Origin of the sequence: Streptacidiphilus sp. PB12-B1b, assembly GCF_014084125.1 — a bacterium.
In the GTDB taxonomy this organism is placed as follows: domain Bacteria; phylum Actinomycetota; class Actinomycetes; order Streptomycetales; family Streptomycetaceae; genus Streptacidiphilus.
On the sequence record NZ_CP048405.1, the window covers coordinates 7487319 to 7510408 of the forward strand.

Genomic DNA, 23090 nt, shown 5'->3' on the forward strand with positions numbered 1-23090 from the left:
AGACCCTCGCGCTCCGGCGCCGCCGAACGTGCTTGCGACGCTTGATAACGTGAGCCGACGCCGAGTCGGCGGATACGTACGGGGGTGCGGATGGCGATCGAGCTGCCCAGCGAGGTGGTGACCTTCCTGCAGTGCATCGGGGTCAACTGGCCCATGGTGAACGAGGACACCGTGCGCGAGTTCGCCGGCCACGTACGCACCTTCGCCTCCGACATCGAGGGCACCCACCAGCAGGCCACCGCCACCGTCAAGGCCATGGGCACGTCCTACCAGGCGAACTCCTACGACCTGCTGGTATCCAAGTGGGCCCACTTGTCCCAGGGCCACATGACCGACCTGCTCGGCGCCTGCGGCGCGCTGGCCACCGCGCTCGACGCGGGCGCCGACTACATCGTCACCATGAAGCTCAGCTGCATCGCCGAACTCACCGCCCTGGCGGTCTCCTTCGTCGCCGACCAGGCAGCAGCCGTGGCGACCCTCGGCCTCGCCGAAGCAGCCGAAGCCCTCATCGTCGAAGCAGCCGAACAGGCCGTCGACTACATGAAGCAGCTCCTCATCCAGTACATCATCGCCGAAGTCGTCGAAGCCGCCCTGACTCCGCTGCTCGGCGTCATCCAGAAAGCCGTCGCCGGCATGACCTACTCCGCCCTCGAGGACATGCTCGGCGTCTCCGGCAACGGCCCCGGCGACGGCTTCACCATCCACCCCGACGACCTGCGCGCCCACGCCAAGACCTTCGCCCAGCACGCCCAGGCCGTCCAAGGCCACGCCCAGACCTTCTCCGGCAGCATCGCGGGGCTGAGCTTCACATGAGCGAAGAGATAGCCCGCGCCCTCGAAGACGCCGCCAGGAAAGCCGAACAGGGCCTCTCCCACGACTTCGCCGATGCCTACCACAGCATCCTCAAGGACACCGAGAAGAAGACCGGCCAAGTGGCCGACAACGCCGCCACCAACGAGGCCGACACCGTCGACAACCTCACCAAATCCGCCGAAGGGAAAGCGGCGGGAGCAGGTTCAGATGAACTCACCCCCGGGCAGAGCGACGGCGAGGCAGGAACGCCACAGACACACAACGTCGGTCCTGGCGGGCCGGGAGTTCCTCCGGAAGGACCGCCCTGGCCCGCGGGGGACAACATAGCGGGCAGCGCACGCGGCAAGACTCTGCGCCCGGTCAACAAAAGGCACACCGTCTCCGGTGTGAAGGCCGGTCCCCCGAAAGCCGAGAACAGCCTTATTCTCCGGGGCCACGAGCAAGCGGTGAACGACGACATCGCGCAGATCGCGGCTGGGAATGCACAATGGGACCCCGAGACCCAGCGCTACACGATCAACGGGAGAAGCTACGGCATTGAGCCGTCCGGCACCGTGTTCCCGGCATCGGGTGACGGGATCGTCAATCTGAGCCGGAACGAGTACTCGGCTCTGAAGGAGCTCATCAAGGCAGGGGGCGATCCGGCGAAAGTGATGGCTTTCACCAGAGCGCCGCACTTCGTCAATGACCCGCAATCCATCGCCACCGCACTGGCCCTCTTCAATCGGATCTTCGCGTGATGTACAACTTCTTTCTCATGGGATCGCTGGCGACGGACCGCGTAAGGGCCACGCTGGCTCTTGCTTTTGCCGTCGCCCCCGATGATGTGGACGTCTCGGACGCGGACGACTACGAAAACCGGAACTGGGATGCCGCCGTGGGCTGCACGTACGAGCAGGCTTACGGTGACGTCACCTGGGCCCTGGAGGTCACCACGGCCGATGACCCACCAGAGCCCTTGTCCGAAGTGGGTCTTGCAGCCGCTCTGGCCGAGGGGCTGGGGCAGGTCGTGATCTGCCCGGCCCAGTCGTTCCCGCCTAGCGCCTACTGGCTGACAGCGCCTGGTGGGTTGCGCACTCGTGCGCGCCTCTACGAGTCGGACCAGGAGGACGCCGGGTACACCATCGACGCGGTGGGACAACAGGTGCCCGGCTTCCCCGATCTGCGGGTTGAGCAGCAGCCGGAGGTGATCCGGGAATGCCGTGTCCCCACCCCAGTGACCACGGCGTTCAGCAAGTGGCTGGGCGACCGGCAAGGGGCGGCCACCGAGGCGAGCCCCAGCGGCGCGGCGGATCCGGAGTGGTACGCCCGAACCCGCCTGGGTGCATGGGAGGCATTGGTGGTCCGGATGAAGTCGAACTGGCCCCCGGACGGCTGGTACCCGGCCGACTACTACCAGCAGGACCTGGAAACCCGCGACGCACTGGACGCTCTCCTCCCCGGCCTCGACCCACAGGTTGCCGGGGCTCTCACCATCGCCTTGGCCCAGGTCGACGATGACTTCCGAACGGGGACCGCCGACGACGAGGGGGCGGCCCTGAGCGATGCCCTCGCGCTGCCCCGTCTCGAACTGGCACTCCGCGGCTGGTGGTGGCAGCGGTGCCCGGACCCACTGCCCTGGGACGGCACCGCCGGGCACTGAGGCCGGCGGCCAGCGGCCGGAGTGATGATGGGTATGACGACCCGGTACCGCTTCCGGAACTACGCGATCGCCCGTGACGAGACGGCAGCACCGACGTACGCCGCCGAGTGCGTCACTGGCGACGATGCCGACTGCGGCGAATCCAGCAGCGAGCACGTGACGCCGGAGGACGTCGAGACGTGGCTTGCCTGCCACCGGCGGGACACAGGGCACACACGCTTCCGCCGGAACGGGCAACTGCGTACGGGTGGAGGTGGGTCGCCCCCTGGACTCTGCCCCAACCGCTAGCGTTTCCGCAGCTCAGCGAGCCCTTCGGTCAATCCCTTGACTGCTGCATCCATAGCTCCCATACGCTTGCAGAAGGTGAAGCGGACCTGGGTGCGGCCGGCGTCGGGGTCGTCGTAGAAGACGGAGTTGGGGATGGCGACGACGCCGCAGCGTTCGGGGAGGGCGCGGCAGAAGGCGTAGGCGTCCTTCTCTCCGAAGGGGGTGATGTCGGTGGTGATGAAGTAGGTGCCCTGCGGGGTGAAGACGTCGAAGCCGGCCGCGCGCAGGCCGTCGGCGAGGAGGTCGCGCTTGCGCAGCAGGTCGGTGCGCAGGGTGGTGAAGTAGGCGTCGGGCAGGCGCAGCGCCTCGGCGACGGCGTACTGGAACGGGCCGGCGCTGACGTACGTCAGGTACTGCTTGGCGGTGCGGACGGCGGCCACCAGCTCGCGGGAGGCGGTGACCCAGGCCACTCCGTCTTCATCCACCCATGCACGCTGCCCGAGCTGCTGCCTCCGCGGTCAGATGGGGAGGTCATCCGGCAGGAGGCGGAAGGACTTGTGACGGCCCAGGGGGCGCAACGCGCGAAAATCACGGCGGTCGAGCGTGAGGACGGCATCTGTGTCGTACTCCGACGCCAAGGCCACGTTCACCGCATCCGCAAGGTCGAGGTTGAATGATCCGTAACGGGCGCGCAGCGATTGCGCAGCGCCGAGATGCGATTCGGTGACCTCGGCCACGAGGACGCGGCCCACGCGCATCCAGCGCCGGATGTCGTCGACCGCGCTGATCGCAGCGTCCCGTCCGAGCTCCCGGGTGGCGACGTGATCGAGTTCGGCCAGCAGCAGCGGGGACATGACCAACAGGCCTGCGGCCATGATGGCCTCGTTCGCTCCCTGGTGCTCAGGGTGCGTCGAGTCCAGTGCGGCCAGCAGGCCCGACGTGTCGGCGACAACAACGATCACGCGGCGGCGTCCGGCGCGGTCCCGCGCTTGGCGGCCTCGGCCACCGCCTCCTGCACGTCCTCCTTCGAGGGCGTGCGGCCCGACCCCTCGAAGGTGCGGGAGAACAGGGGCTCATCCCAGACGCGGTTGGCCATGGCGGCCAGGTGGATGCCCTGTCGAATGATCTCGGCCTCGCTGATGCCGCGACGTGCAGCCGCCTCCTTGATGATGGTGAGATCCTCAGGATCCGCGTAGACGTTCGTTCGCTTCATGGACATGTACCAAGACTAGTACACGTCCCACGGGTGGTCCATATCCTCTACCGTGAACCAGATCGTCGCGGTCAGCCTTGCTCACCGAAGAGCCCGCGAAGCGCGTCATCGCGGATCCGCTGGGTACTCACCAAGCCCTCCATCATCAGACGGTCGTGTTCTTCAGCGCTCCGCATCAAACGGGCGACTAGTTGCTGCACCTCAGGATCGGGCAGGGTGACAGGAAGAGCAGCCAGCACGTCCAAAGAGATGGTCTTCATCGTCATGCTCCCGGTGGAGCGGGAATCAAGCCACGCGCGAGCCTCCGGACTACGGAGAAAGGCTGCGAGATAGTCCGGATCCACGTCACCTGCCGGTCGTAGCAGGAAGCATCCTGTTCCGCAGAGCCAGCCCTTCTCCGCCTCGCGCACCACAGCGCAACGCCCGAGTTCGCCCCGCCGTGCCACCACGATGTCACCGGGCTGAAGCCGGAACCGGTCCAGGCTTGAGGCGCGTTCCTCAGGAATCCTCCGGATGCCGTCGGCGCTGATGCCGATACCGGCCAGGTCTCTCGGCATGACCACCGGAACCCCGCCGCCGTCCACGTAGTGGTTTCCGTGCTCTGCATCGCCTTCTCAAGCAACTCGAAGACCGACTTCATGCGATGCCCCCTGACTTGACCCCTGATATTGCGCAGCATCACTGCGCAGCAGCACTGCGCAGTTGGCGGAACGGAGGCGCTGCAGGCCAAACGATCCGCGCACGCCCGCGCCCGCGCGCAGCAAGACTGGTCGACATCCGCATCGCGTGACGCAGATCACAGTGTGCTGGCCGATGGGGCCGCCACGGCGAGCCGCTGCGGCCCAGGCCTTCAATGATGAGTAGCCGACCGAGCCGACGGACGCCCAGCGCACGGTGCCGTCGGACGCGTGGCGGCGCTGGGCCGACTCGCTCCCGACCCGTCACTGATTCCCGGCAGGCAGCGGCTACCCGCGCAACCCCTGGAGCCGGTCGACGGCGTCCGCCAGCACCTCGTCGCGCTTGCAGAAGGTGAAGCGGACCTGGGTGCGGCCGGCGTCGGGGTCGTCGTAGAAGACGGAGTTGGGGATGGCGACGACGCCGCAGCGTTCGGGGAGGGCGCGGCAGAAGGCGTAGGCGTCCTTCTCGCCGAAGGGGGTGATGTCGGTGGTGATGAAGTAGGTGCCCTGCGGGGTGAAGACGTCGAAGCCGGCCGCGCGCAGGCCGTCGGCGAGGAGGTCGCGCTTGCGCAGCAGGTCGGTGCGCAGGGTGGTGAAGTAGGCGTCGGGCAGGCACAGGGCCTCGGCGACGGCGTACTGGAACGGGCCCGCGCTGACGTACGTCAGGTACTGCTTGGCGGTGCGGACGGCGGCCACCAGCTCGCGGGAGGCGGTGACCCAGCCGACCTTCCAGCCGGTGAAGGAGAAGGTCTTGCCGGCGGAGGAGATGGAGACGGTGCGGTCGCGCATGCCCGGGAGGGCGGCGATGGGGTGGTGGGCGCCGTCGAAGACGAGGTGTTCGTAGACCTCGTCGGTGACCACCAGCAGGTCGTGCGCGCAGGCGAGTTCGGCGATGGCGGCGAGCTCGGCGGGGGTGAGCACGGTGCCGGTGGGGTTGTGCGGGGTGTTGAGCAGCAGCAGCCGGGTGCGCGGGGTGACCAGCGCGCGCAGCCGGTCCAGGTCGGGGCGGAAGTCCGGGGCGCGCAGGGTGAGCGGGACGCGGGTGGCGCCCGCCATGGCGATGCAGGCGGCGTAGGAGTCGTAGAACGGCTCGAAGGCGATCACCTCGTCGCCCGGTTCGAGCAGCGCGAGCATGGCGGCGGCGATGGCCTCGGTGGCCCCCGCGGTGACCAGGACCTCGGTGTCCGGGTCGTAATCGAGGCCGTAGAAGCGCTGCTGGTGCTCGGCGACGGCGGTACGCAGCTCGGGGATGCCGGGGCCGGGCGGGTACTGGTTGCCCCTGCCCTCGCGGATGGCGCGGACCGCGGCCTCGGCGATCTCGGCCGGGCCGTCGGTGTCGGGGAACCCCTGGCCCAGGTTGATGGCGCCGGTCGCCGTCGCCAGCGCCGACATCTCCGCGAAGATGGTCGTCCCCAGCCCGTCCAGCCTGCGGTTCAGCAGCGGCCTAGCAGTCATTCCCCAGCTCCTCGGCTTGTGGCTCGGCTCGTGGCTCGGCTCGGGCTCATCCTCGGACCGGCGCCGGGTGGCACGCAAGCCCACCACACCGGAGCGGGAGCCCGGGCCGGGGGCCGGGACGCCGACGGCCGGCTCCGGGCAACCGCTGGGGGTTGTCCGGGGCCGGCCGTCGGGGTCGTTCGGTCGGGCTGTGCGCCCTGCGGTCGGGCTGTGCGCCGTGCTGCCGGGCGCGTGCGCGGGCCCGGCCCGGTGCGGGGGTCAGCTCGCGGGCAGGGCCTGGAGCTGGCCGGTGATGCGGGCGATGTCGGCCTCGGCCTTGGCCTGGCGGGCGTGGATCTTCTCCACCGCCGCGGGGGCGGCCTTGGCCAGGAACGCCTCGTTGCCGAGCTTGGCCCGGGCCTGCGCCAGTTCCTTCTCCGCCGCCGCGAGGTCCTTCGCCAGTCGCTTGCGCTCGGCGGGGACGTCGATGGTGCCGGAGAGGTCCAGCTCGACGGTGGCGCCGGCGACGGTGAGGGTGGCGGTGGCGTGGAAGCCCTCGCCCTCCTGCTGCAGCTTGGCGACCGAGCGCAGCGCGGCCTCGTGCGCGGTCAGCGCGGTGCCGGACAGGTCGAGCCGGGCCGGGACCTTCTGCCCCGGGTTGAGGCCCTGGTCGGCGCGGAACCGGCGGACCTCGGTGATCACCTCCTGGAGGGTGGCGATCTCGCGCTCGGCGGCGGCGTCGGCGCGGGAGGCGTCGGCGGTCGGCCACTCGGCGACGACCACGGACTCCCGGCCGGTGAGCGTCGTCCACAGGGCGTCGGTGACGAAGGGGATGACCGGGTGCAGCAGCCGCAGCGTGGTCTCCAGGACCTCGCCGAGGACCCGGCGGGTGGCGTCCGCCTGCGGGCCTCCCGCGATCAGCGTGGCCTTGGACAGCTCGACGTACCAGTCGAAGACCTCGTCCCAGGCGAAGTGGTAGAGGGCGTCGCTGAGCTTGGCGAACTGGTAGTCGTCGTAGAGGCCGTCGACCTCGGTGACGACCGCGCTGAGCCGGGAGAGGATCCACCGGTCGGCGGCCGAGAGCCGGTCGGCGGCGGGCAGCGGGCCCTCCAGCGTCGCGCCGTTCATCAGCGCGAAGCGGGTGGCGTTCCAGATCTTGTTGCAGAAGTTGCGGGACGCCTTGACCCAGTCCACGCCGATCGGAACGTCCGCGCCCGGGTTGGCGCCGCTGGCCAGGGTGAAGCGGACGGCGTCGGCGCCGAACTCGTCCATCCAGTCAAGCGGGTCGACCGCCGTCCCGGAGGACTTGGACATCTTCTTGCCGAACTGGTCGCGGACCAGGCCGGTGAGCGCGATGGTGTGGAACGGCGCCTGGCCGTCCATCGCGTACAGGCCGAACATCATCATCCGGGCGACCCAGAAGAAGATGATGTCGTGGCCGGTCAGCAGCACGTCGGTCGGGTAGAACTTGGCCAGGTCCGGGGTCTGCTCCGGCCAGCCGAGGGTGGAGAACGGCCACAGGCCGCTGGAGAACCAGGTGTCCAGGACGTCCGGGTCCTGGTGCCAGCCCTCGCCGGTGGGGGGCTGCTCGCCGGGGCCGACGCAGACCGTCTCGCCCTGGGGGCCGTACCAGACCGGGATGCGGTGGCCCCACCAGAGCTGGCGCGAGATGCACCAGTCGTACATGTTGTCGACCCAGTCGAAGTACCGCTTCTCCAGCTCCTTGGGGTGGATCTGGACCCGGCCGTCGCGGACCGCCTCGCCCGCCGCGGCGGCCAGCGGCTCGACCTTGACCCACCACTGCAGCGACAGCCGCGGCTCGACGATGGTGTGGCAGCGCGAGCAGTGGCCCACGGCGTGCATGTAGGGGCGCTTCTCGGCGACGATGCGCCCCTGCTCGCGCAGCTCGCCGACCACGGCCGAGCGGGCCTCCAGCCGGTCCAGGCCGAGGAAGGGGCCGTGCACGGTGATGACGCCGTGCTCGTCCATGACGCTCAGACTGGGCAGGTCGTGCCGCTGGCCGATGGCGAAGTCGTTGGGGTCGTGCGCCGGGGTGACCTTGACCGCGCCCGTGCCGAACGCCGGATCGACGTGGGCGTCGGCGACGACCGGGATGCGCCGGTCCGTCAGCGGCAGCGCGATGGTGCGGCCGACCAGGTGAGCGTAGCGCTCGTCGTCCGGGTGGACGGCGATGGCGGTGTCGCCGAGCAGGGTCTCGGCCCGGGTGGTGGCGACGACGATGGACTCCTCGCCGTCCCCGTAGCGGATCGAGACCAGCTCGCCGGGGCTGTCCTCGTGCTCGACCTCGATGTCGGAGAGGGCGGTGAGGCAGCGCGGGCACCAGTTGATGATGCGTTCGGCGCGGTAGATCAGGCCGTCGTCGTACAGCTTCTTGAAGATGGTCTGGACGGCCTGCGACAGGCCCTCGTCCATGGTGAAGCGCTCACGGCTCCAGTCGACGCCGTCGCCGAGGCGGCGCATCTGGCCGAGGATCCGGCCGCCGTACTGCTCCTTCCACTCCCAGACCTTCTCGACGAACGCCTCGCGGCCCAGGTCGTGCCGGGACAGCCCGGACTCGGCGAGCTGCTGCTCGACCCGGTTCTGGGTGGCGATCCCGGCGTGGTCCATGCCCGGCAGCCAGAGCACCTCGTAGCCCTGCATGCGCTTGCGCCGGGTCAGCGCGTCCATCAGCGTGTGCTGGAAGGCGTGGCCCAGGTGCAGCGCGCCGGTGACGTTCGGCGGGGGGATGACGATGGTGTACGGCGGCTTGTCGCTCTTCTCGTCCGCGGTGAAGTAGCCCGCCGCGACCCAGCGCTCGTACAGCTGGCCCTCTACCTCCGCCGGCGCGTACTGGGTCGGCAGGGTCTCCAGGGCGCTGTGGTCCCCATGGCTCTCGGGGCGCTGGTTCGTGTCGGTCACGACAGACAGTTTACGGATCGCCAACCGTGGTCACGAACGCTTTGTGGTGACACCGCCCGGCGGCGGGTGGGGGAGAATGCCCGGGTGGACGAGCCCCTGCTGGACAACGCGCGCGGCGCCGCCGACGCCGCGCGGGCGGACGCGCCCGCCGGAACGCGCGGCGCGCGCGAAGCCGACCGGGGGCGGGCGGCACGGCGGGCGCGCTCCCCGCTCGCGCCGGGGCGCGCGCTCGCCGCCTGGTACCGGCTGCGGGTGCCGCTCGGCGTGGCCGCCGGCTCGGCGCTGCTGCACTGCCTGCTGCTGCTCTGGCTGGACACCCCGACCGAGACCCTGGCCGGCCGCTTCCACGTCTGGGACGCGCAGTTCTACGTCCAGATCGCGCAGTCCGGCTACCCGCACGGCTACACCTACGCGGACGGCCGGCTGACCGGCAACAACCTGGCCTTCTTCCCGCTGTACCCGCTGCTGATCCGGATCGTGCACACCCTCACCGGGCTGGCCCCGGACACGGCGGCCCTGGTCGTGGCCTGGCTGTGCGCCTTCGGCGCGGCCGTGGTGGTGCACCGGCTGCTGTGCGGCCTGGTCTCCGAGCGGGTGGCGGGCTTCGCCGTGGCGCTGGTGTTCTGCCAGCCGATGGCGGTGTCGCTGTGGATCGCCTACACCGAGAGCCTGTTCCTGCTGCTGGCCGCCGCCGCGCTGCTGGCCGCGCGGCGGGAGTCCTGGCTCTGGGCCGGGCTGCTGACCTGCTGCGCCGGGCTGACCCGCTCGACCGGGACAGCGGTCGCGGCGGCCCTGGTGGTGGCCGCGCTGCTGGCGGTGCGCCGGGAGCGGCGGACCGGCTGGCGGATGGTGGCGGGCTGCCTCCTCGGCTGCGCCGGCACGCCCGCGTACCTGGCCTGGGTCGGGCTGCGGGTGGGCAGCCCGGACGGCTGGGTGCACATCCAGTCCGCGGGCTGGGGCACGGCCTGGGACTGGGGCAGCAGCACCGTCGACTTCGTGGCCTCGACCCTGCACGGCAGCGACGGCTGGGTGCCGGTCAGCGTGGCCTTCGTGCTGGTCGGCTACGTGCTCGGCTGCCTGGCCGGGCTGCTGGAGCGGCCCTGGCCGCCACTGGCGGTGTACGGGATGCTGATCCTGGCGGCCTCGCTGGGGCAGAGCAACTACTACCACTCCAAGCCGCGGCTGCTCGTCCCGGTGCTGCTGGCGGTGCTGCCGCTGGCGTCCTCGCTGGCCCGGGCGCGGCGCGCCAACGGGTACCTGGCGCTGGGCCTGATCGCCTTCTTCGGCTGCTGGTTCGGCAGCTACATGCTGACCGTCTGGCAGTACGCCATCTGAGCCGCGCACCGTCCGCTCGCCGCCGTCCCGGAGCAACGGACGACGGCGGGGCCGGTGCGCGCTGTGCGCTCCGGCCCCGCCGTCGTGGCGTCCGCCGCCAGGTCAGTCCCCGGGGTCAGCCCTCGGAGTCCGCCGGGCCCTCGCCGTCCTCGCCGTCGACGTCCTCGACCAGGCCGAGCCGGTTGGCCAGCCACTGGTCGAAGGCCACCGCGGACTGGGTCCAGTTGGCGGTCATCGCCACGAAGTAGTTGATGTTCACGCCCATGCCGACGATCATCTGCGACTCGCCGATGACCCGGACCACGCCGTCGTCATGCGTGTGGGTGTACACCTTCGGCCACAGGGTCTCGCGGTTCCACTCGTCCAGGGCCTCGAGCAGCTCGGTCTTGGACTCGATGTCGTGCGCGCGGTCGTAGAAGGCGCGGACCGCGTACAGCTCCTTCTGCTCGCCGCGGAACATGTAGTAGACGCGGAAGCCCTCCCAGGGGGCGAGCAGGTCGCCCTCCTCGTCGACCGCGAACTTCAGCTCCATCTGCCCCAGGAGCTGCTTGACCAGCTCCTGGTCCGGCACGATCACCGGCGGCGGACCGGGCTCGCCCGACGGCTGCTGCGGCGGCTGCGGCACCCCGAAGGACGGGATGGACGACGGGTCGATGCTCATCGAGACGAGTTCCCTTCACGAAGACTTTGCTCTTCCATCCTGCCTCATCAGCCCCTTCCCGCGAAGCGTCCGCCGGGCAAACTCAGCCCTGCTTCGTGAGCGACGTCGGGGTGCGCTCGGCCGCGCGCACCGTCAGCCGGTCCGTGGCCTGGTCGAAGTCGACGTCCACGGTGTCGCCGTCCAGCACCTGCCCGCCGAGGATCGCCCGGGCCAGCTGGTCGCCGATGGCGGACTGGACCAGACGGCGCAGCGGCCGGGCGCCGTACGCCGGGTCGTAGCCGGTCAGCGCCAGCCAGTCCCGGGCGGCCGGAGTGACGTGCAGCGTCAGCCGGCGGTCGGCGAGGCGCTTGCCCAGCGAGGCGATCTGGATGTCGACGATCCGGGCCAGCTCCTCGGTGCCCAGCGGCTCGAACACCACGATGTCGTCCAGCCGGTTCAGGAACTCGGGCTTGAACGCGGTGCGGACCGCCTCCAGCACCCGCGCCTTCTTGGCGGCGTCGTCCAGGTTGGGGTCGATCAGCCACTGCGAGCCCAGGTTGGACGTCAGGATCAGGATGGTGTTGCGGAAGTCCACCGTGCGCCCCTGCCCGTCGGTCAGCCGACCGTCGTCCAGGACCTGCAGCAGCACGTCGAAGACCTCCGGGTGGGCCTTCTCCACCTCGTCCAGCAGCACCACGCTGTACGGGCGGCGGCGGACGGCCTCGGTGAGCTGGCCGCCCTCCTCGTAGCCGACGTAGCCGGGGGGCGCGCCGACCAGCCGCGCGACCGAGTGCTTCTCGCCGTACTCGCTCATGTCGATGCGGGTCATCGCCCGCTCGTCGTCGAAGAGGAAGTCCGACAGGGCCTTGGCCAGCTCGGTCTTGCCGACGCCGGTCGGGCCGAGGAAGAGGAACGAGCCGGTGGGGCGGTCCGGGTCGGCGATGCCCGAGCGCGAACGGCGCACGGCGTCCGACACGGCCTGGACGGCGGCGGTCTGGCCGACCAGCCGGCGGCCCAGCTCCTCCTCCATCCGCAGCAGCTTGGCGGTCTCGCCCTCCAGCAGCCGACCGGCCGGGATGCCGGTCCAGGAGGCGACGACGTCGGCGACGTCGTCCGGGCCGACCTCCTCCTTGACCATGGAGGCGCTGGACGCCTCGGACCGGGCGGCGTCCTGGCCCTCGGCCAGCTCCCGCTCGGCGGCCGGGATGTCCGCGTACATCAGCCGGGAGGCGGTGGTGAAGTCGCCGTCGCGCTGGGCGCGCTCGGCCTGGCCGCGCAGGTCGTCCAGCCGCTCCTTCAGCTCGCCGACCTTGTTCAGGCTGGACTTCTCCTGCTGCCAGCGGGCGGTCAGCGCGGCCAGCTGCTCCTGCCGGTCGGCCAGGTCGCGGCGCAGCCGGGCCAGCCGCTCGACGGAGGCGGCGTCGGACTCCTTGTCCAGGGCCATCTCCTCCATCCGCAGCCGGTCGACGGAGCGCTGCAGCTCGTCGATCTCCACCGGGGAGGAGTCGATCTCCATGCGCAGCCGGGAGGCGGCCTCGTCCACCAGGTCGATGGCCTTGTCCGGCAGGAAGCGGGAGGTGATGTAGCGGTTGGACAGGGTCGCGGCGGCGACCAGGGCGGCGTCCGAGATCTGCACCTTGTGGTGCGCCTCGTAGCGGCCCTTCAGCCCGCGCAGGATGGCGATGGAGTCCTCGACCGACGGCTCGCCGACCATGACCTGCTGGAAGCGGCGCTCCAGCGCGGCGTCCTTCTCGATGTGCTCGCGGTACTCGTCCAGCGTGGTCGCGCCGACCATCCGCAGCTCGCCGCGGGCCAGCATCGGCTTGAGCATGTTCCCCGCGTCCATCGAGGAGTCGCCGCCGGCGCCCGCGCCGACCAGGGTGTGCAGCTCGTCGATGAAGGTGACGACCTGGCCCTCGCTCTGCTTGATGTCGGCCAGGACGGCCTTGAGCCGCTCCTCGAACTCGCCGCGGTACTTGGCGCCGGCCACCATGGAGCTGAGGTCCAGCGCGACCAGGCGCTTGCCGCGCAGCGACTCCGGGACGTCCCCGGCGACGATGCGCTGCGCCAGGCCCTCGACCACGGCGGTCTTGCCCACGCCGGGCTCGCCGATCAGCACCGGGTTGTTCTTGGTGCGCCGGGAGAGCACCTGGACGACGCGGCGGATCTCCTGGTCGCGGCCGATGACCGGGTCCAGCTTGCCGTCGCGGGCGGCCTGGGTGAGGTCGGTGCCGTACTTCTCCAGGGCCTTGTAGGTGCCCTCCGGGTCCGGCGAGGTGACCCGGGCGCTGCCGCGCACGTCCTTGAACGCGGCCAGCAGCGCCTTCGGGGTCGCCCCCTCGGCCTTGAGCGCGTCGGCCACCTGGCCGCCCTCGGCGGCCAGGCCCACCAGCAGGTGCTCGGTGGAGACGTAGGCGTCGTCCAGGTCGGCGGCCCGGGCGCCGGCCTCGTTCAGCACGGCGACCAGCTGCCGGGCGATCTGCGGCGCGGAGACCGTGGAGCCCTGGGCGCTGGGCTGGGCGGCGCTCAGCCGCTCGGCCGCGGCCCGGACCCGCGCCGGATCGGCCTTGACGGCCTCCAGCAGGGGCTTGGCGATGCCGTCCGGCTGCTCCAGCAGAGCGAGCAGCAGGTGCACCGGGGTGACATCGGGGTTGCCCGCGCTCGACGCCTGCCGGATCGCGGCCGACAGGGCTTCCTGTGCCTTGGTGGTGAGCTTGCTCGCGTCCACGCTTGGTTGTCCTCCTGCTACTCGCTGTGCTCGACTGCCGGGCGGCTGCTCCGGAGCGCTGTGCGCTGCGCTATGCCACGGTCAACGTGACATAAGTTGAGTCTATTCCACTCAACTAGTCTGCGGAAGCACCGGCGGCACCGAAGGCACCGTTCCGGGACGCGTTCAGGGACGCGTTCAGGGACGCGTTCAGGGACGCGTTCGGGGACGCGTTCGGGGACGGAAGAGGGCCCGCCGGGCGTCCGCGCGGATCGCGCGCGCCCGGCGGGCCCTCCCCTCGCCGCCCGCTCCGGACCTACAGCTTGGTCTCGTGCTCCGCCGCCTGCATGTGGTCCACGCACACCGCGACGGACAGCAGCAGCGGAACATCCTGGTCGTCCTGGATGTCGATGCCGTAGGTGTCCCGGAACGAGAACCACTTGCGCGAGACGTGCGCGATCCGGTGGCCGTTCTCCTCGACCGCGAATTCGTGGTCGAGGAAGTTGCCGTGCACCTCGTACTCACGGCCGTCCGCCAGATTCACCTCGTACTTGTCACGGAAGGGGGTGAACAGCTTCTTCTTGACGGTCGCCACCACCTCGCCGTCCCGCTCGATCTTCATCGCGTCGCGGATGCTCACGAGCTTCTTCTTGATCACGGCGACCTTGTAGCCCTGCTGGTCCTTCAACTCGAAGGTGTCGGTGACCCGCAGCACCTTCCCGTCGACCAGGAAGACCTTCTCGCCGTGCTCGGTGGTGATCCAGAAGTCGTCGCCGATCGAGAACATCCGGTCCCGCAACAGGTACCTCATGCCGCCTCCGTCTGTCGTCCGTCACCTACGGGGACGTGTTCCCCGCCACGCCGGTTCGAGCCGCGTCGGTCCGACCCTGCCACAGACCCGGACGCCCGCCCGCGACCCGCGCCGCAACTGCTGTGACGGGGGTGGGCCGGGCATACGCATGGGGCTGCGCCCGGGCATGGGCACGGGACGGAAAATGCCGAGCGGGCGAGGAGCGCACTCGCCATGATGGGGCCATGCAGGATCACCAGAGAAACGAACCCCCGCTCCAGGCGGACGAGCGCGCGACGCTCACCGCCTTCCTCCAGTACCACCGCGAGACGCTGGAGTGGAAGTGCACCGGGCTCACCCCCGCGCAGCTCCGCGAGCGGGCCGTGCCGCCCTCCTCGCTGTCGCTGCTCGGGCTGGTCCGGCACCTGGCCGAGGTCGAACGCAGCTGGTTCCAGATGGTGCTGCTCGGCGAGCAGGTCGAGCGCCACTGGCCGCGCGGCGACACCGACGGCGGCGTCTTCGACGTCGAGTCGGCCGATCCCGACCAGGCCTTCACCCTCTGGCAGGCGGCCTGCGCCCGCTCCCGCGCCATCGTGGACGCCGCCGAGTCGCTGGACGCCACCGGCAGCCACGGCGAGGAGGTCTTCTCGCTGCGCTGGATCCTCACCCACATGATCGAGGAGTACGCCCGCCACAACGGCCACGCCGACCTGCTCCGCGAGCGGCTCGACGGCGCCACCGGCGAATAGCCCCCGCCCCGCCGGGCCCGCCCGGGCGTGCCCCGGGCCTGCCTGGGCCTACCTGCCGCGCGACCGCAGCACCACCGCGGTCGCGTCGTCATGCCGCTTGCCCCGGGGCCAGCGCCGCCCGTCCGGATCGCCGCGCTCCAGCTCCCGGGTGCGGGCGATGAGGCCCTCCGGGCCCTGCGCGGCGAGCAGCGCCAGCAGGCCGGGCCAGTCCAACACCCCGAAGTCGTCGACGGCCCGCGCCGCCCCGTCGCTCAGCAGCGCCGCCGTCCGCACCCGCGCCAGCGGCACCGACCCGGTCAGCGCCTCGGCGGCGGCCTTCGGATCGGCGGCCGCCACCCAGTAGCCGCCCTGGACGTTCATCGCCGACCGCTGCGCCCGGACCAGCGCATGCAGCCGCCGAGTCCGGTCGAGGCCCGCCAACTCGTCTGCCAGGCGCAGCCGTTGATCCCGCACCACCTGCTGCACCCGGTGGTCCGAGACCACCACCGGGCCGCCCGGCTCCGCGCCCTGCCCAGGCCCCGGGCGCGGTCCCGGGCGCTGTCCCGAGTCCTGTCCCGGGCGCGGTCCGGCGAGGTCGAGGACGACCGTGGCGTCCGCCAGCACCAGCCACTCCAGCAGGCCCGCCCCGTCCTCGCGGAACCGGACGGCGGCCACGGTCGCCGAGGGCGTCATCGGATCGCCGAGGTCGCAGCCGCCGCCGTGCATCGCGGCAACCTCCTCGACGGCGTCCGCCAGACACCCGTCCAGCCCCTGCCCGCCCCCGGCCACGCCCCGTGCCGTGCTCCCTGCCTCGCTCCCCGCCGTCGCCCGCGCGTGCAGCGCCACCGCCAACTGCCGCGCGTACCAGGCAGTCCCGTGCACGCAGCCGGTCGGCAGGCCGTCGGGCGTCCCGGCCCCGTCCACCACCACGGCCACCCCGGGGCCCACCGCCGCGAAGTCCTCGTTCGCCCGGCCCGAGCCCGCCTCCGACGCCATGCCCGCCCACACACCGATCACCCCCGCACCGCTCGTCCCGGATCCACCGCCACCCACCACCCTTCATCTTCGCCCAGGAATACACGATCGCCGAACCCCTCGCCGACCGCGGCGTCCTGCTCACCACCGCGCTCTCCCTGGCCATCCTCGCCGCCACCGCCGACCTCCTCAGCCACTGACCCCGCCCACCTGCGCGCCTGGGTGCCGGGGTGCCCCGACCGGTGGCCCGAAAAGGGTTCGACGGTCCGGCGGAGTCCTGACACAGTGGCGCACCATGACGAGCTTGGAGCTTGTGTCCGCCGCAGACGTTCGGCTCATGCAGGGCCTGGCGCAGCGGGTCACCGCGCTGCGTCCGGACCTGGTGAACGGCGACGCGTCCTTCGGCGAGCTGGCGTGGAACTGGGGCAGGGGACATGCCGCCGAGGGCACGAGGTGGCCGCGTCAGCTGTGGTTCTCCGGCGGGGAGCTGGTGGCCTGGGGCTGGGCCCGGCTTCCGCGCCGGGTGCGGCGGAGCGACGGTTCGGTGACGGACGTCACCGGCGCCTACCTGGCGTACCAGGTCCATCCCGACCACGCCGCGCTGGTGGACGAGGTGATCGCCTGGTACGACCGCACGGCAGCACGGCTCGAGCGCACGGTGCTGGCCGGCGCCGCCGACGAGTTCGGGCTGCGGCGGTGGGCGGCGCACGGCTACCAGGCCGACCCGGCCTCGCTCGGCGACGCCGGGTCCTGGACCCAGCTCAACGAGCGCGACCTCGCGGACCTGGAACAGCCGGCGCTGCCGGACGGCTTCCGGTTCCGCACCGCAGACGAGGCCGGGGCGCAGGCGGCGGTCCAGGCCCATCTGGACGCATGGGCCCCCTCGACGTACTCGGCCGAGGGCTACCAGGGCGTCCGGCAGACACCGGCGTACCGCGGCGACCTGCACCTCCTGGTGGAGGCCCCGGACGGGACGATGGCATCCTCGACGATCATGTGGCTCGACGAGGCCAACAGGACCGTGGAGTTCGAGCCGGTCGGCACGCATCCGGACTACCGGCGTCGGGGCCTGGCCCGGGCGATGCTCCTGCACGGGATGCACCTGGCGCGGGCCGCCGGCGCCACCCACGCCACGGTCGCCTGCCTGGGCGCACCGGCCCACCCCAGCGCGCGCGAGCTGTACTACGGCGTCGGCTTCCGCGAGCTCTCCCGGGACGCCCCCCTCATCAAGACCGCCGCCCCCCTCCACCCCTCCTGAACCCGGCCCCGCCCCTCCGAACGGCACGCGCGCTCTGCGGCAGGCACATCAGCGGCTCCGGAGATTCGTCGTCGCGCCCGCGTCGACGGCAGGAAGCCCCGTCCAGGAAGAGGAGTGCAGTCATGGTGACACCGCCCTGACGTGAAGTGCCGGGGCATCCCCGCCGGCATCGCCCGGAATGCCTGCACGGGCCGATGGGGTTGGATACAGGCATGGCTACACGTGCACGGGTACGCGCCCCCGAACTTGTCGGCGCGGGCGGTTGGCTCAACACGGGCGGCAGGGCGCTGACCCTGGCCGATCTGCGCGGGAAGATCGTGCTGCTGGACTTCTGGACCTTCTGCTGCATCAACTGTCTGCATGTCCTGGACGAATTGCGGGAGTTGGAGGAGAAGCACCGCGACACGCTGGTGATCGTCGGAGTGCACTCGCCCAAGTTCGTGCACGAGGCCGAGCACCAGGCCGTGGTGGACGCGGTGGCGCGGTACGACGTGCAGCACCCGGTGCTGGACGATCCGGAGCTGGTGACCTGGAAGCAGTACGCGGTTCGGGCCTGGCCGACGCTGGTGGTGGTGGACCCGGAGGGCTACGTGGTGGCCCAGCACGCCGGTGAGGGCCATGCGCACGCCATCGCCGCGCTGGTGGAGGAGCTGGAGGCCGAGCACGCCGCCAAGGGCACGCTGCGCCGGGGCGACAGCCCGTATGTGCCGCCGGCGGCCGAGCCCGGCGTGCTGCGCTTCCCCGGCAAGGCGATCCGGCTGCCGTCCGGGGGCTACCTGGTCGCCGACTCCGGGCACCACTCGCTCGCGGAGCTGGCCGAGGACGGCGAGACGCTGGTCCGCCGGATCGGCAGCGGCGAGCGGGGCTTCGCGGACGGCCCGGCGGACAGCGCGCGCTTCAGCGAGCCGCAGGGGCTGGCCCTGCTGCCCGACGGCGCGGTGGTCGTCGCCGACACCGTGAACCACGCGCTGCGCCGGGTCGAGCTGGACTCGGGCGCGGTCAGCACGCTGGCCGGCACCGGCCGCCAGTGGTGGCAGAACTCGCCGACGTCCGGCCCGGGCCGCGAGGTGGACCTGTCCTCGCCGTGGGACGTGGCCTGGTTCGACGGCCGGGTCTGGATCGCCATGGCCGGGACGCACCAGCTGTGGACCTATGACCCGCAGACGGCGACGGTCGCCGCCGCCGCGGGCACCACCAACGAGGGCCTGGTGGACGGCCCGGCCGCGGAGGCGTGGTTCGCCCAGCCCTCGGGTCTGGCCGCCACGGCCGACCGGCTCTGGGTCGCGGACTCCGAGACCTCCGCGCTTCGCCATGTTTCACGTGAAACGGACGGGTCGTACACCGTCCGCACCGCTGTCGGCACCGGGCTGTTCGACTTCGGCCACCGGGACGGCGACGCCGCCCAGGCCCTGCTGCAGCACCCGCTCGGCGTGACCGCGCTGCCCGACGGCTCCGTGGCGGTCTGCGACACCTACAACCACGCGCTGCGCCGCTACGCCCCGCCGACCGAGGAGGGCGCCGCGGGCGAGGTCAGCACCCTGGCGACCGACCTGCGCGAGCCCAGCGGCGCGGTGGTCGTGGACGGCGACATCGTCGTGGTCGAGTCCGCCCGGCACCGGCTCACCCGGCTGCGGCTGCCGGAGGAGGCGCTGCAGGTCGCGGCCACCGCGCACCGCACCCAGCGGCCGGCCACCGAGGTCGCCCCCGGCGCCCTGCAGCTGGACGTGATCTTCACCCCGCCCAGCGGGCAGAAGCTGGACGAGTCCTACGGCCCGGCCACCCGGCTGCTGGTCAGCTCCACCCCGGCGGAGCTGCTGCTGGACGGCGCGGGCGCGGACACCGCGCTGCACCGGCCGCTGCGGCTGAACCCGGCCGTCACCGAGGGGGTGCTGCACATCAGCGCGATGGCGGCCTCCTGCGACGACGACCCGTCGATCGAGTACCCGACCTGCCATGTGCACCAGCAGGACTGGGGCGTGCCGGTGCGGCTGGTTCCGGGCGCGGCGTCGCGGCTGCCGCTGGTGCTGGCCGGGATGGACGAGTAGGCCCGGCCCCCCGCCGACGGCGCTGGGCCGTCGGCGGGGCGGAGCGGGCAGAGCGGGCGGAGCTGCGGTCAGCCCTCCAGGAACGCCTTGAGCGCGGCCGCCAGCAGGAACGGGTCGTCGGCGCCGCACAGCTCCCGCGAGGAGTGCATGGACAGCGCGGCGATGCCGCAGTCCACGGTGGTGATGCCCAGGCGGGCGGCGGTGATCGGGCCGATGGTGGTGCCGCAGGGCATGGCGTTGTTGGAGACGAAGGTCTGCCAGGGCACCCCGGCCCGCTCGCAGGCGTCCGCGAAGACCGCGCGGCCGATGCCGTTGGTGGCGTAGCGGTTGTTGACGTTGACCTTGAGGATCGGGCCGCCGTTGGGCAGCGGGTGGTGGCCCGGCTCGTGCCGCTCGCTGTAGTTGGGGTGCACGGCGTGGCCCATGTCCGAGGAGAGGCAGACCGTTCCGGCCAGCGCCCGGGCGCGGTCGTCCAGGGTGCCGCCGCGGGCGAAGACCGAGCGCTCCAGGGCGGTGGCCAGCAGCGGGCCCTTGGCGCCGGTGTCGGACTCGCTGCCGTTCTCCTCGTGGTCGAAGGCGGCCAGCACCGGGACGCAGGCGAGCCCGGGGTTGCCGGAGACGGACGCCAGGGCGGCTGCGCCGGCGTGCACCGAGAGCAGGTTGTCCAGGCGCGGGGCGGCCAGCAGATCCCGGTCCCGGCCCAGGTAGGAGGGCGGCTGGATGTCGTGGACCATCAGGTCCCAGCCGGAGACCAGGGCCGGATCGATCCCGGCGGACCGGGCGACGTACTCGATCAGCGCGCCCTCGGTGGGGCTGCCGAGGCCCCAGATCGGGGTGAGGTGCCGCTGGCGGTCGAGGACCATGCCGTCGTTGACGCTGCGGTCCAGGTGGATCGCCAACTGCGGTACCCGCAGCAGCGGTTCGTCCAGCTGGACCAGTCGGGAGCTGCCGTCGCGCAGCGCCAGCCGGCCGGAGAGGCCGAGGTCCCGGTCCAGCCAGGTGTTCAGCGGCACGCCGCCGTAGATCTCGACGGCGACCTGCCGCCAGCCCGCCGCACCCGTGTCCGGGATGGGCTTGACCCGCAGGTTCGGCGAGTCGGTGTGGGCTCCCACGATGCGGAACGGCGTCGCCGCGGTGGCGTTCTCCGGGACGTACCAGGCGATCAGCGCGCCACCGCGGATCAGGTACCGGCCGCCGGGGGTGCCCTCCCAGGCGCTGGTCTCCTCGACCTGGCGGAAGCCGACCTTCTCCAGCCGCTCGGCCGCGCCGGCCACCGCGTGGTAGGGCGAGGGGCTGGCCTGCAGGTAGGCGATGAGGTCGTCGGTGTGGCTGCGGTCGAAGGCCACAGTGCCCACGCCGGTTGCGCTGGTCAATGCTGCTCCTGAGTGAGGGTAGGCGAGCAGGGGCGGCGTGAGGCCGTCTGCGGTCGAGCCTACGCCCGAAGCATGGCGGGATTCGTCCGCTCCACAGGGCCGCCACAGGCTGACTGCCCGGTAAGGATCCGGCTTTCGGCGGCGGGCGGTCGTCGGGCCGCCCGGTTCGGGTGGTTTGCGGGCGGTTTACCGGCGGGTTACGGCCATCCGACCGACGTGTGCGGGCCCCGGCGGCAGGTTGCTGCACGGTGCCGCGTGTTGCCGCGACTTTTCCGGGCAGGCGCGGTTCGGGAACGGAACAGGGCAGGCGCGGGAACGCGGGCGGTACGGAAACGGGGCCCCGAGGCAGTGCCTCGGGGCCCCGTCACGCCGTGGCGTGCCGCCCAGTGCGCGGGATGGCGCGGCTGCGCGGCTCAGCGCGGGATCAGAACGCCGCCTCGGGCAGGTCCATCAGCGCGTTGTCGACGGCCTCGACGATCAGGCGCTGGCCGTGGACCAGCGGCAGGATCGTCCGGGTGAAGAAGCGGGCCGCCGCGATCTTGCCCTGGTAGAAGGCGCTGTCCTTCTCGGAGGCGCCGGCCGCGAGCTTGGCCTGGGCCACCGACGCCTGGCGCAGCAGCAGCCAGCCGATGACGACGTCGCCGGAGGCGAGCAGCAGCCGGGTGGTGTTCTGGCCGACCAGGTACATGTTGCGGGTGTCCTGCTCGACCGAGCCGAGCTGGGCGAGCATGGCGCCGACGATGGCCTCCAGGTCGCCGGCGGCGGAGGCGAGGAACTCGCGCTCGGCGGCCAGCTCGTCGCCGCCCAGGCCGCCCGCGACGGACTTCTGGATCTGCTCGGACAGCGCGGTCAGCGCCTGGCCCTGGTCCTTGACGATCTTCCGGAAGAAGAAGTCCTGGCCCTGGATGGCGGTGGTGCCCTCGTACAGGGTGTCGATCTTGGCGTCCCGGATGTACTGCTCGATCGGGTACTCCTGCAGGTAGCCGGAGCCGCCGAAGATCTGCAGGGACTGGGCGAGCTGCTCGTAGGACTTCTCCGAGCCGTAGCCCTTGACGATGGGCAGCAGCAGGTCGTTCAGGCGCTCGGCGGCGTCGGCGGACTCGCCGCGCGCCTTCAGCAGCGCGATGTCGTCCTGGACGGTCGCGGTGTACAGGACCAGGGCGCGCATGCCCTCGGCGTACGCCTTCTGCGTGAGCAGCGAGCGGCGGACGTCGGGGTGGTGGGTGATGGTGACCCGGGGCGCGGTCTTGTCGAGGAACTCGGCCAGGTCGGGGCCCTGCACGCGCTCCTTGGCGTACTCCAGGGCGTTGAGGTAGCCGGTGGAGAGGGTGGCGATGGCCTTGGTGCCCACCATCATCCGGGCGAACTCGATGATGCGGAACATCTGCCGGATGCCGTCGTGCTTCTCGCCGAGCAGCCAGCCCTTGGCCGGGTGGCGGTCGCCGAAGGTCAGCTCACAGGTATTGGAGGCCTTGAGGCCCATCTTGTGCTCGACGTTGGTGGCGTAGACGCCGTTGCGCTCGCCCAGCTCGCCGGTCTCCCAGTCGAAGTCGTACTTGGGGACGATGAACAGCGACAGGCCCTTGGTGCCGGGGCCGTGGCCCTCGGGGCGGGCCAGCACCATGTGGACGATGTTCTCGGACATGTCGTGCTCGCCCGAGGTGATGAAGCGCTTGACGCCCTCGATGTGCCAGGTGCCGTCGGCCTGCTGGACGGCCTTGGCGCGGCCGGCGCCGACGTCCGAGCCGGCGTCGGGCTCGGTGAGGACCATGGTGGAGCCCCAGCCCTTGTCCGCCATCAGCTTGGCGACCTTCAGCTGCTCCTCGGTGCCCTCCTCGGCGATGACGCCGGCGAAGGCGGGGCCGGAGGAGTACATCCAGATGGCCGGGTTGGAGCCGAGGATCATTTCGGCGTAGGCCCAGATCAGGCTGGAGGGGGTGGGGGTGCCGCCGATGGCCTCGGGGATGCCCAGCCGCCACCACTCGGCGTCCATGTACGCCTGGTAGCTCTTCTTGAAGGTGTCCGGCACCGGCGCGGTGTTGGTCTCGGGGTCGAAGACCGGCGGGTTGCGGTCGGCGTCGGCGAAGGAATCGGCGAGTTCGTTCTCGGCAAGGCGGGATATCTCGGCGAGGATGCTCTTCGCCGTGTCGACGTCCATGTCAGCGAACGGTCCGCTGCCGTAGACCTCGTCACGTCCGAGGACCTCGAAGAGGTTGAACTCCAGGTCGCGGAGGTTCGACTTGTAGTGACCCATTACCTGCTCCGGTGATCGCA

19 protein-coding genes and 1 pseudogene are annotated in these 23090 nt (G+C 71.5%); 7 read left to right on the plus strand and 13 right to left on the minus strand.

Features of this window, described 5'->3' with window-relative positions; genetic code table 11:
• Positions 1–90: 90 nt before the first annotated feature.
• From GXW83_RS32735 to GXW83_RS32745, 3 genes are read left to right on the plus strand one after another with little or no spacing between them, the layout of a single operon-like run.
• Positions 91–813: a hypothetical protein gene (locus tag GXW83_RS32735; protein ID WP_182446607.1), complete on the plus strand. Its 723-nt coding sequence runs from the start codon at positions 91–93 to the stop codon at positions 811–813.
• Positions 810–1553, plus strand: coding sequence for a hypothetical protein (locus GXW83_RS32740; RefSeq protein WP_182446608.1), 744 nt, complete (start codon positions 810–812; stop codon positions 1551–1553). The genes GXW83_RS32735 and GXW83_RS32740 overlap by 4 nt, the downstream gene beginning before the upstream one ends.
• A complete protein-coding gene (locus tag GXW83_RS32745; RefSeq protein ID WP_182446609.1) occupies positions 1550–2455 on the plus strand; it encodes a hypothetical protein in 906 nt (301 codons plus the stop codon). The genes GXW83_RS32740 and GXW83_RS32745 overlap by 4 nt, the downstream gene beginning before the upstream one ends.
• A 284-nt stretch (positions 2456–2739) precedes the next feature.
• Here GXW83_RS32745 and GXW83_RS32750 read toward each other — a convergent pair.
• From GXW83_RS32750 to GXW83_RS32775, 6 genes and pseudogenes are all read right to left on the minus strand, one after another.
• A pseudogene (locus GXW83_RS32750) lies at positions 2740–3192 on the minus strand (aminotransferase class I/II-fold pyridoxal phosphate-dependent enzyme); the annotation flags it as partial.
• A gap of 48 nt (positions 3193–3240) precedes the next feature.
• A complete protein-coding gene (locus GXW83_RS32755; protein WP_182446611.1) occupies positions 3241–3684 on the minus strand; it encodes a PIN domain-containing protein in 444 nt (147 codons plus the stop codon).
• A complete protein-coding gene (locus tag GXW83_RS32760) occupies positions 3681–3941 on the minus strand; it encodes a CopG family transcriptional regulator (protein ID WP_182446613.1) in 261 nt (86 codons plus the stop codon). Before GXW83_RS32760 ends, GXW83_RS32755 begins: the two co-directional genes overlap by 4 nt.
• Before the next feature lie 65 nt (positions 3942–4006).
• Complete coding sequence (locus GXW83_RS32765; protein ID WP_225447380.1) at positions 4007–4519, minus strand: restriction endonuclease subunit S; 513 nt, start codon at positions 4517–4519, stop codon at positions 4007–4009.
• 381 nt (positions 4520–4900) lie between these two features.
• Complete coding sequence (locus GXW83_RS32770; RefSeq protein ID WP_182446615.1) at positions 4901–6067, minus strand: pyridoxal phosphate-dependent aminotransferase; 1167 nt, start codon at positions 6065–6067, stop codon at positions 4901–4903.
• Positions 6068–6325: 258 nt separating this feature from the next.
• Positions 6326–8965, minus strand: a complete 2640-nt coding sequence (locus GXW83_RS32775) for a valine--tRNA ligase (RefSeq protein ID WP_182446617.1) — start codon at positions 8963–8965, stop codon at positions 6326–6328.
• Between the two features lie 84 nt (positions 8966–9049).
• Between GXW83_RS32775 and GXW83_RS32780 the strand changes: the two genes are divergently transcribed.
• Positions 9050–10300: a mannosyltransferase family protein gene (locus GXW83_RS32780; RefSeq protein ID WP_182446619.1), complete on the plus strand. Its 1251-nt coding sequence runs from the start codon at positions 9050–9052 to the stop codon at positions 10298–10300.
• Positions 10301–10415: 115 nt separating this feature from the next.
• On the opposite strand, the gene GXW83_RS32785 is transcribed toward GXW83_RS32780, so the two are convergent.
• From GXW83_RS32785 to GXW83_RS32795, 3 genes are all read right to left on the minus strand, one after another.
• On the minus strand, positions 10416–10961 hold the full coding sequence (locus GXW83_RS32785) for a YbjN domain-containing protein (RefSeq protein WP_182446621.1): 546 nt from the start codon (positions 10959–10961) through the stop codon (positions 10416–10418).
• 82 nt (positions 10962–11043) lie between these two features.
• Positions 11044–13668, minus strand: a complete 2625-nt coding sequence (gene clpB, locus GXW83_RS32790; protein WP_182446623.1) for an ATP-dependent chaperone ClpB — start codon at positions 13666–13668, stop codon at positions 11044–11046.
• Between the two features lie 295 nt (positions 13669–13963).
• A complete protein-coding gene (locus GXW83_RS32795) occupies positions 13964–14458 on the minus strand; it encodes an LURP-one-related/scramblase family protein (protein ID WP_182446625.1) in 495 nt (164 codons plus the stop codon).
• Between the two features lie 224 nt (positions 14459–14682).
• On the opposite strand from GXW83_RS32795, the gene GXW83_RS32800 reads away from it, so the two are divergent.
• Positions 14683–15186: a DinB family protein gene (locus tag GXW83_RS32800; RefSeq protein ID WP_182446627.1), complete on the plus strand. Its 504-nt coding sequence runs from the start codon at positions 14683–14685 to the stop codon at positions 15184–15186.
• Positions 15187–15234: 48 nt separating this feature from the next.
• On the opposite strand, the gene GXW83_RS32805 is transcribed toward GXW83_RS32800, so the two are convergent.
• Positions 15235–16161 (minus strand): integrase, encoded by a 927-nt coding sequence (locus tag GXW83_RS32805; protein ID WP_182446630.1) that lies wholly within the window; start codon positions 16159–16161, stop codon positions 15235–15237.
• A gap of 17 nt (positions 16162–16178) precedes the next feature.
• Positions 16179–16337: a hypothetical protein gene (locus GXW83_RS32810; protein ID WP_182446632.1), complete on the minus strand. Its 159-nt coding sequence runs from the start codon at positions 16335–16337 to the stop codon at positions 16179–16181.
• Between the two features lie 98 nt (positions 16338–16435).
• Between GXW83_RS32810 and GXW83_RS32815 the strand changes: the two genes are divergently transcribed.
• Together GXW83_RS32815 and GXW83_RS32820 are read left to right on the plus strand one after the other, a co-directional pair.
• A complete protein-coding gene (locus tag GXW83_RS32815; protein ID WP_182446634.1) occupies positions 16436–17398 on the plus strand; it encodes a GNAT family N-acetyltransferase in 963 nt (320 codons plus the stop codon).
• Positions 17399–17610: 212 nt separating this feature from the next.
• Entirely contained in the window at positions 17611–19443 is a 1833-nt protein-coding gene (locus GXW83_RS32820; RefSeq protein WP_182446636.1) for an NHL domain-containing thioredoxin family protein, read from the plus strand.
• A gap of 68 nt (positions 19444–19511) precedes the next feature.
• Here GXW83_RS32820 and GXW83_RS32825 read toward each other — a convergent pair whose 3' ends face one another.
• The gene (locus tag GXW83_RS32825; RefSeq protein WP_225447381.1) at positions 19512–20816 is read right to left on the minus strand and encodes a M18 family aminopeptidase; all 1305 of its coding nucleotides are present in this window, start codon (positions 20814–20816) and stop codon (positions 19512–19514) included.
• A gap of 424 nt (positions 20817–21240) precedes the next feature.
• Positions 21241–23070, minus strand: a complete 1830-nt coding sequence (locus GXW83_RS32830) for an acyl-CoA dehydrogenase (protein WP_182446638.1) — start codon at positions 23068–23070, stop codon at positions 21241–21243.
• Positions 23071–23090 lie beyond the last annotated feature (20 nt).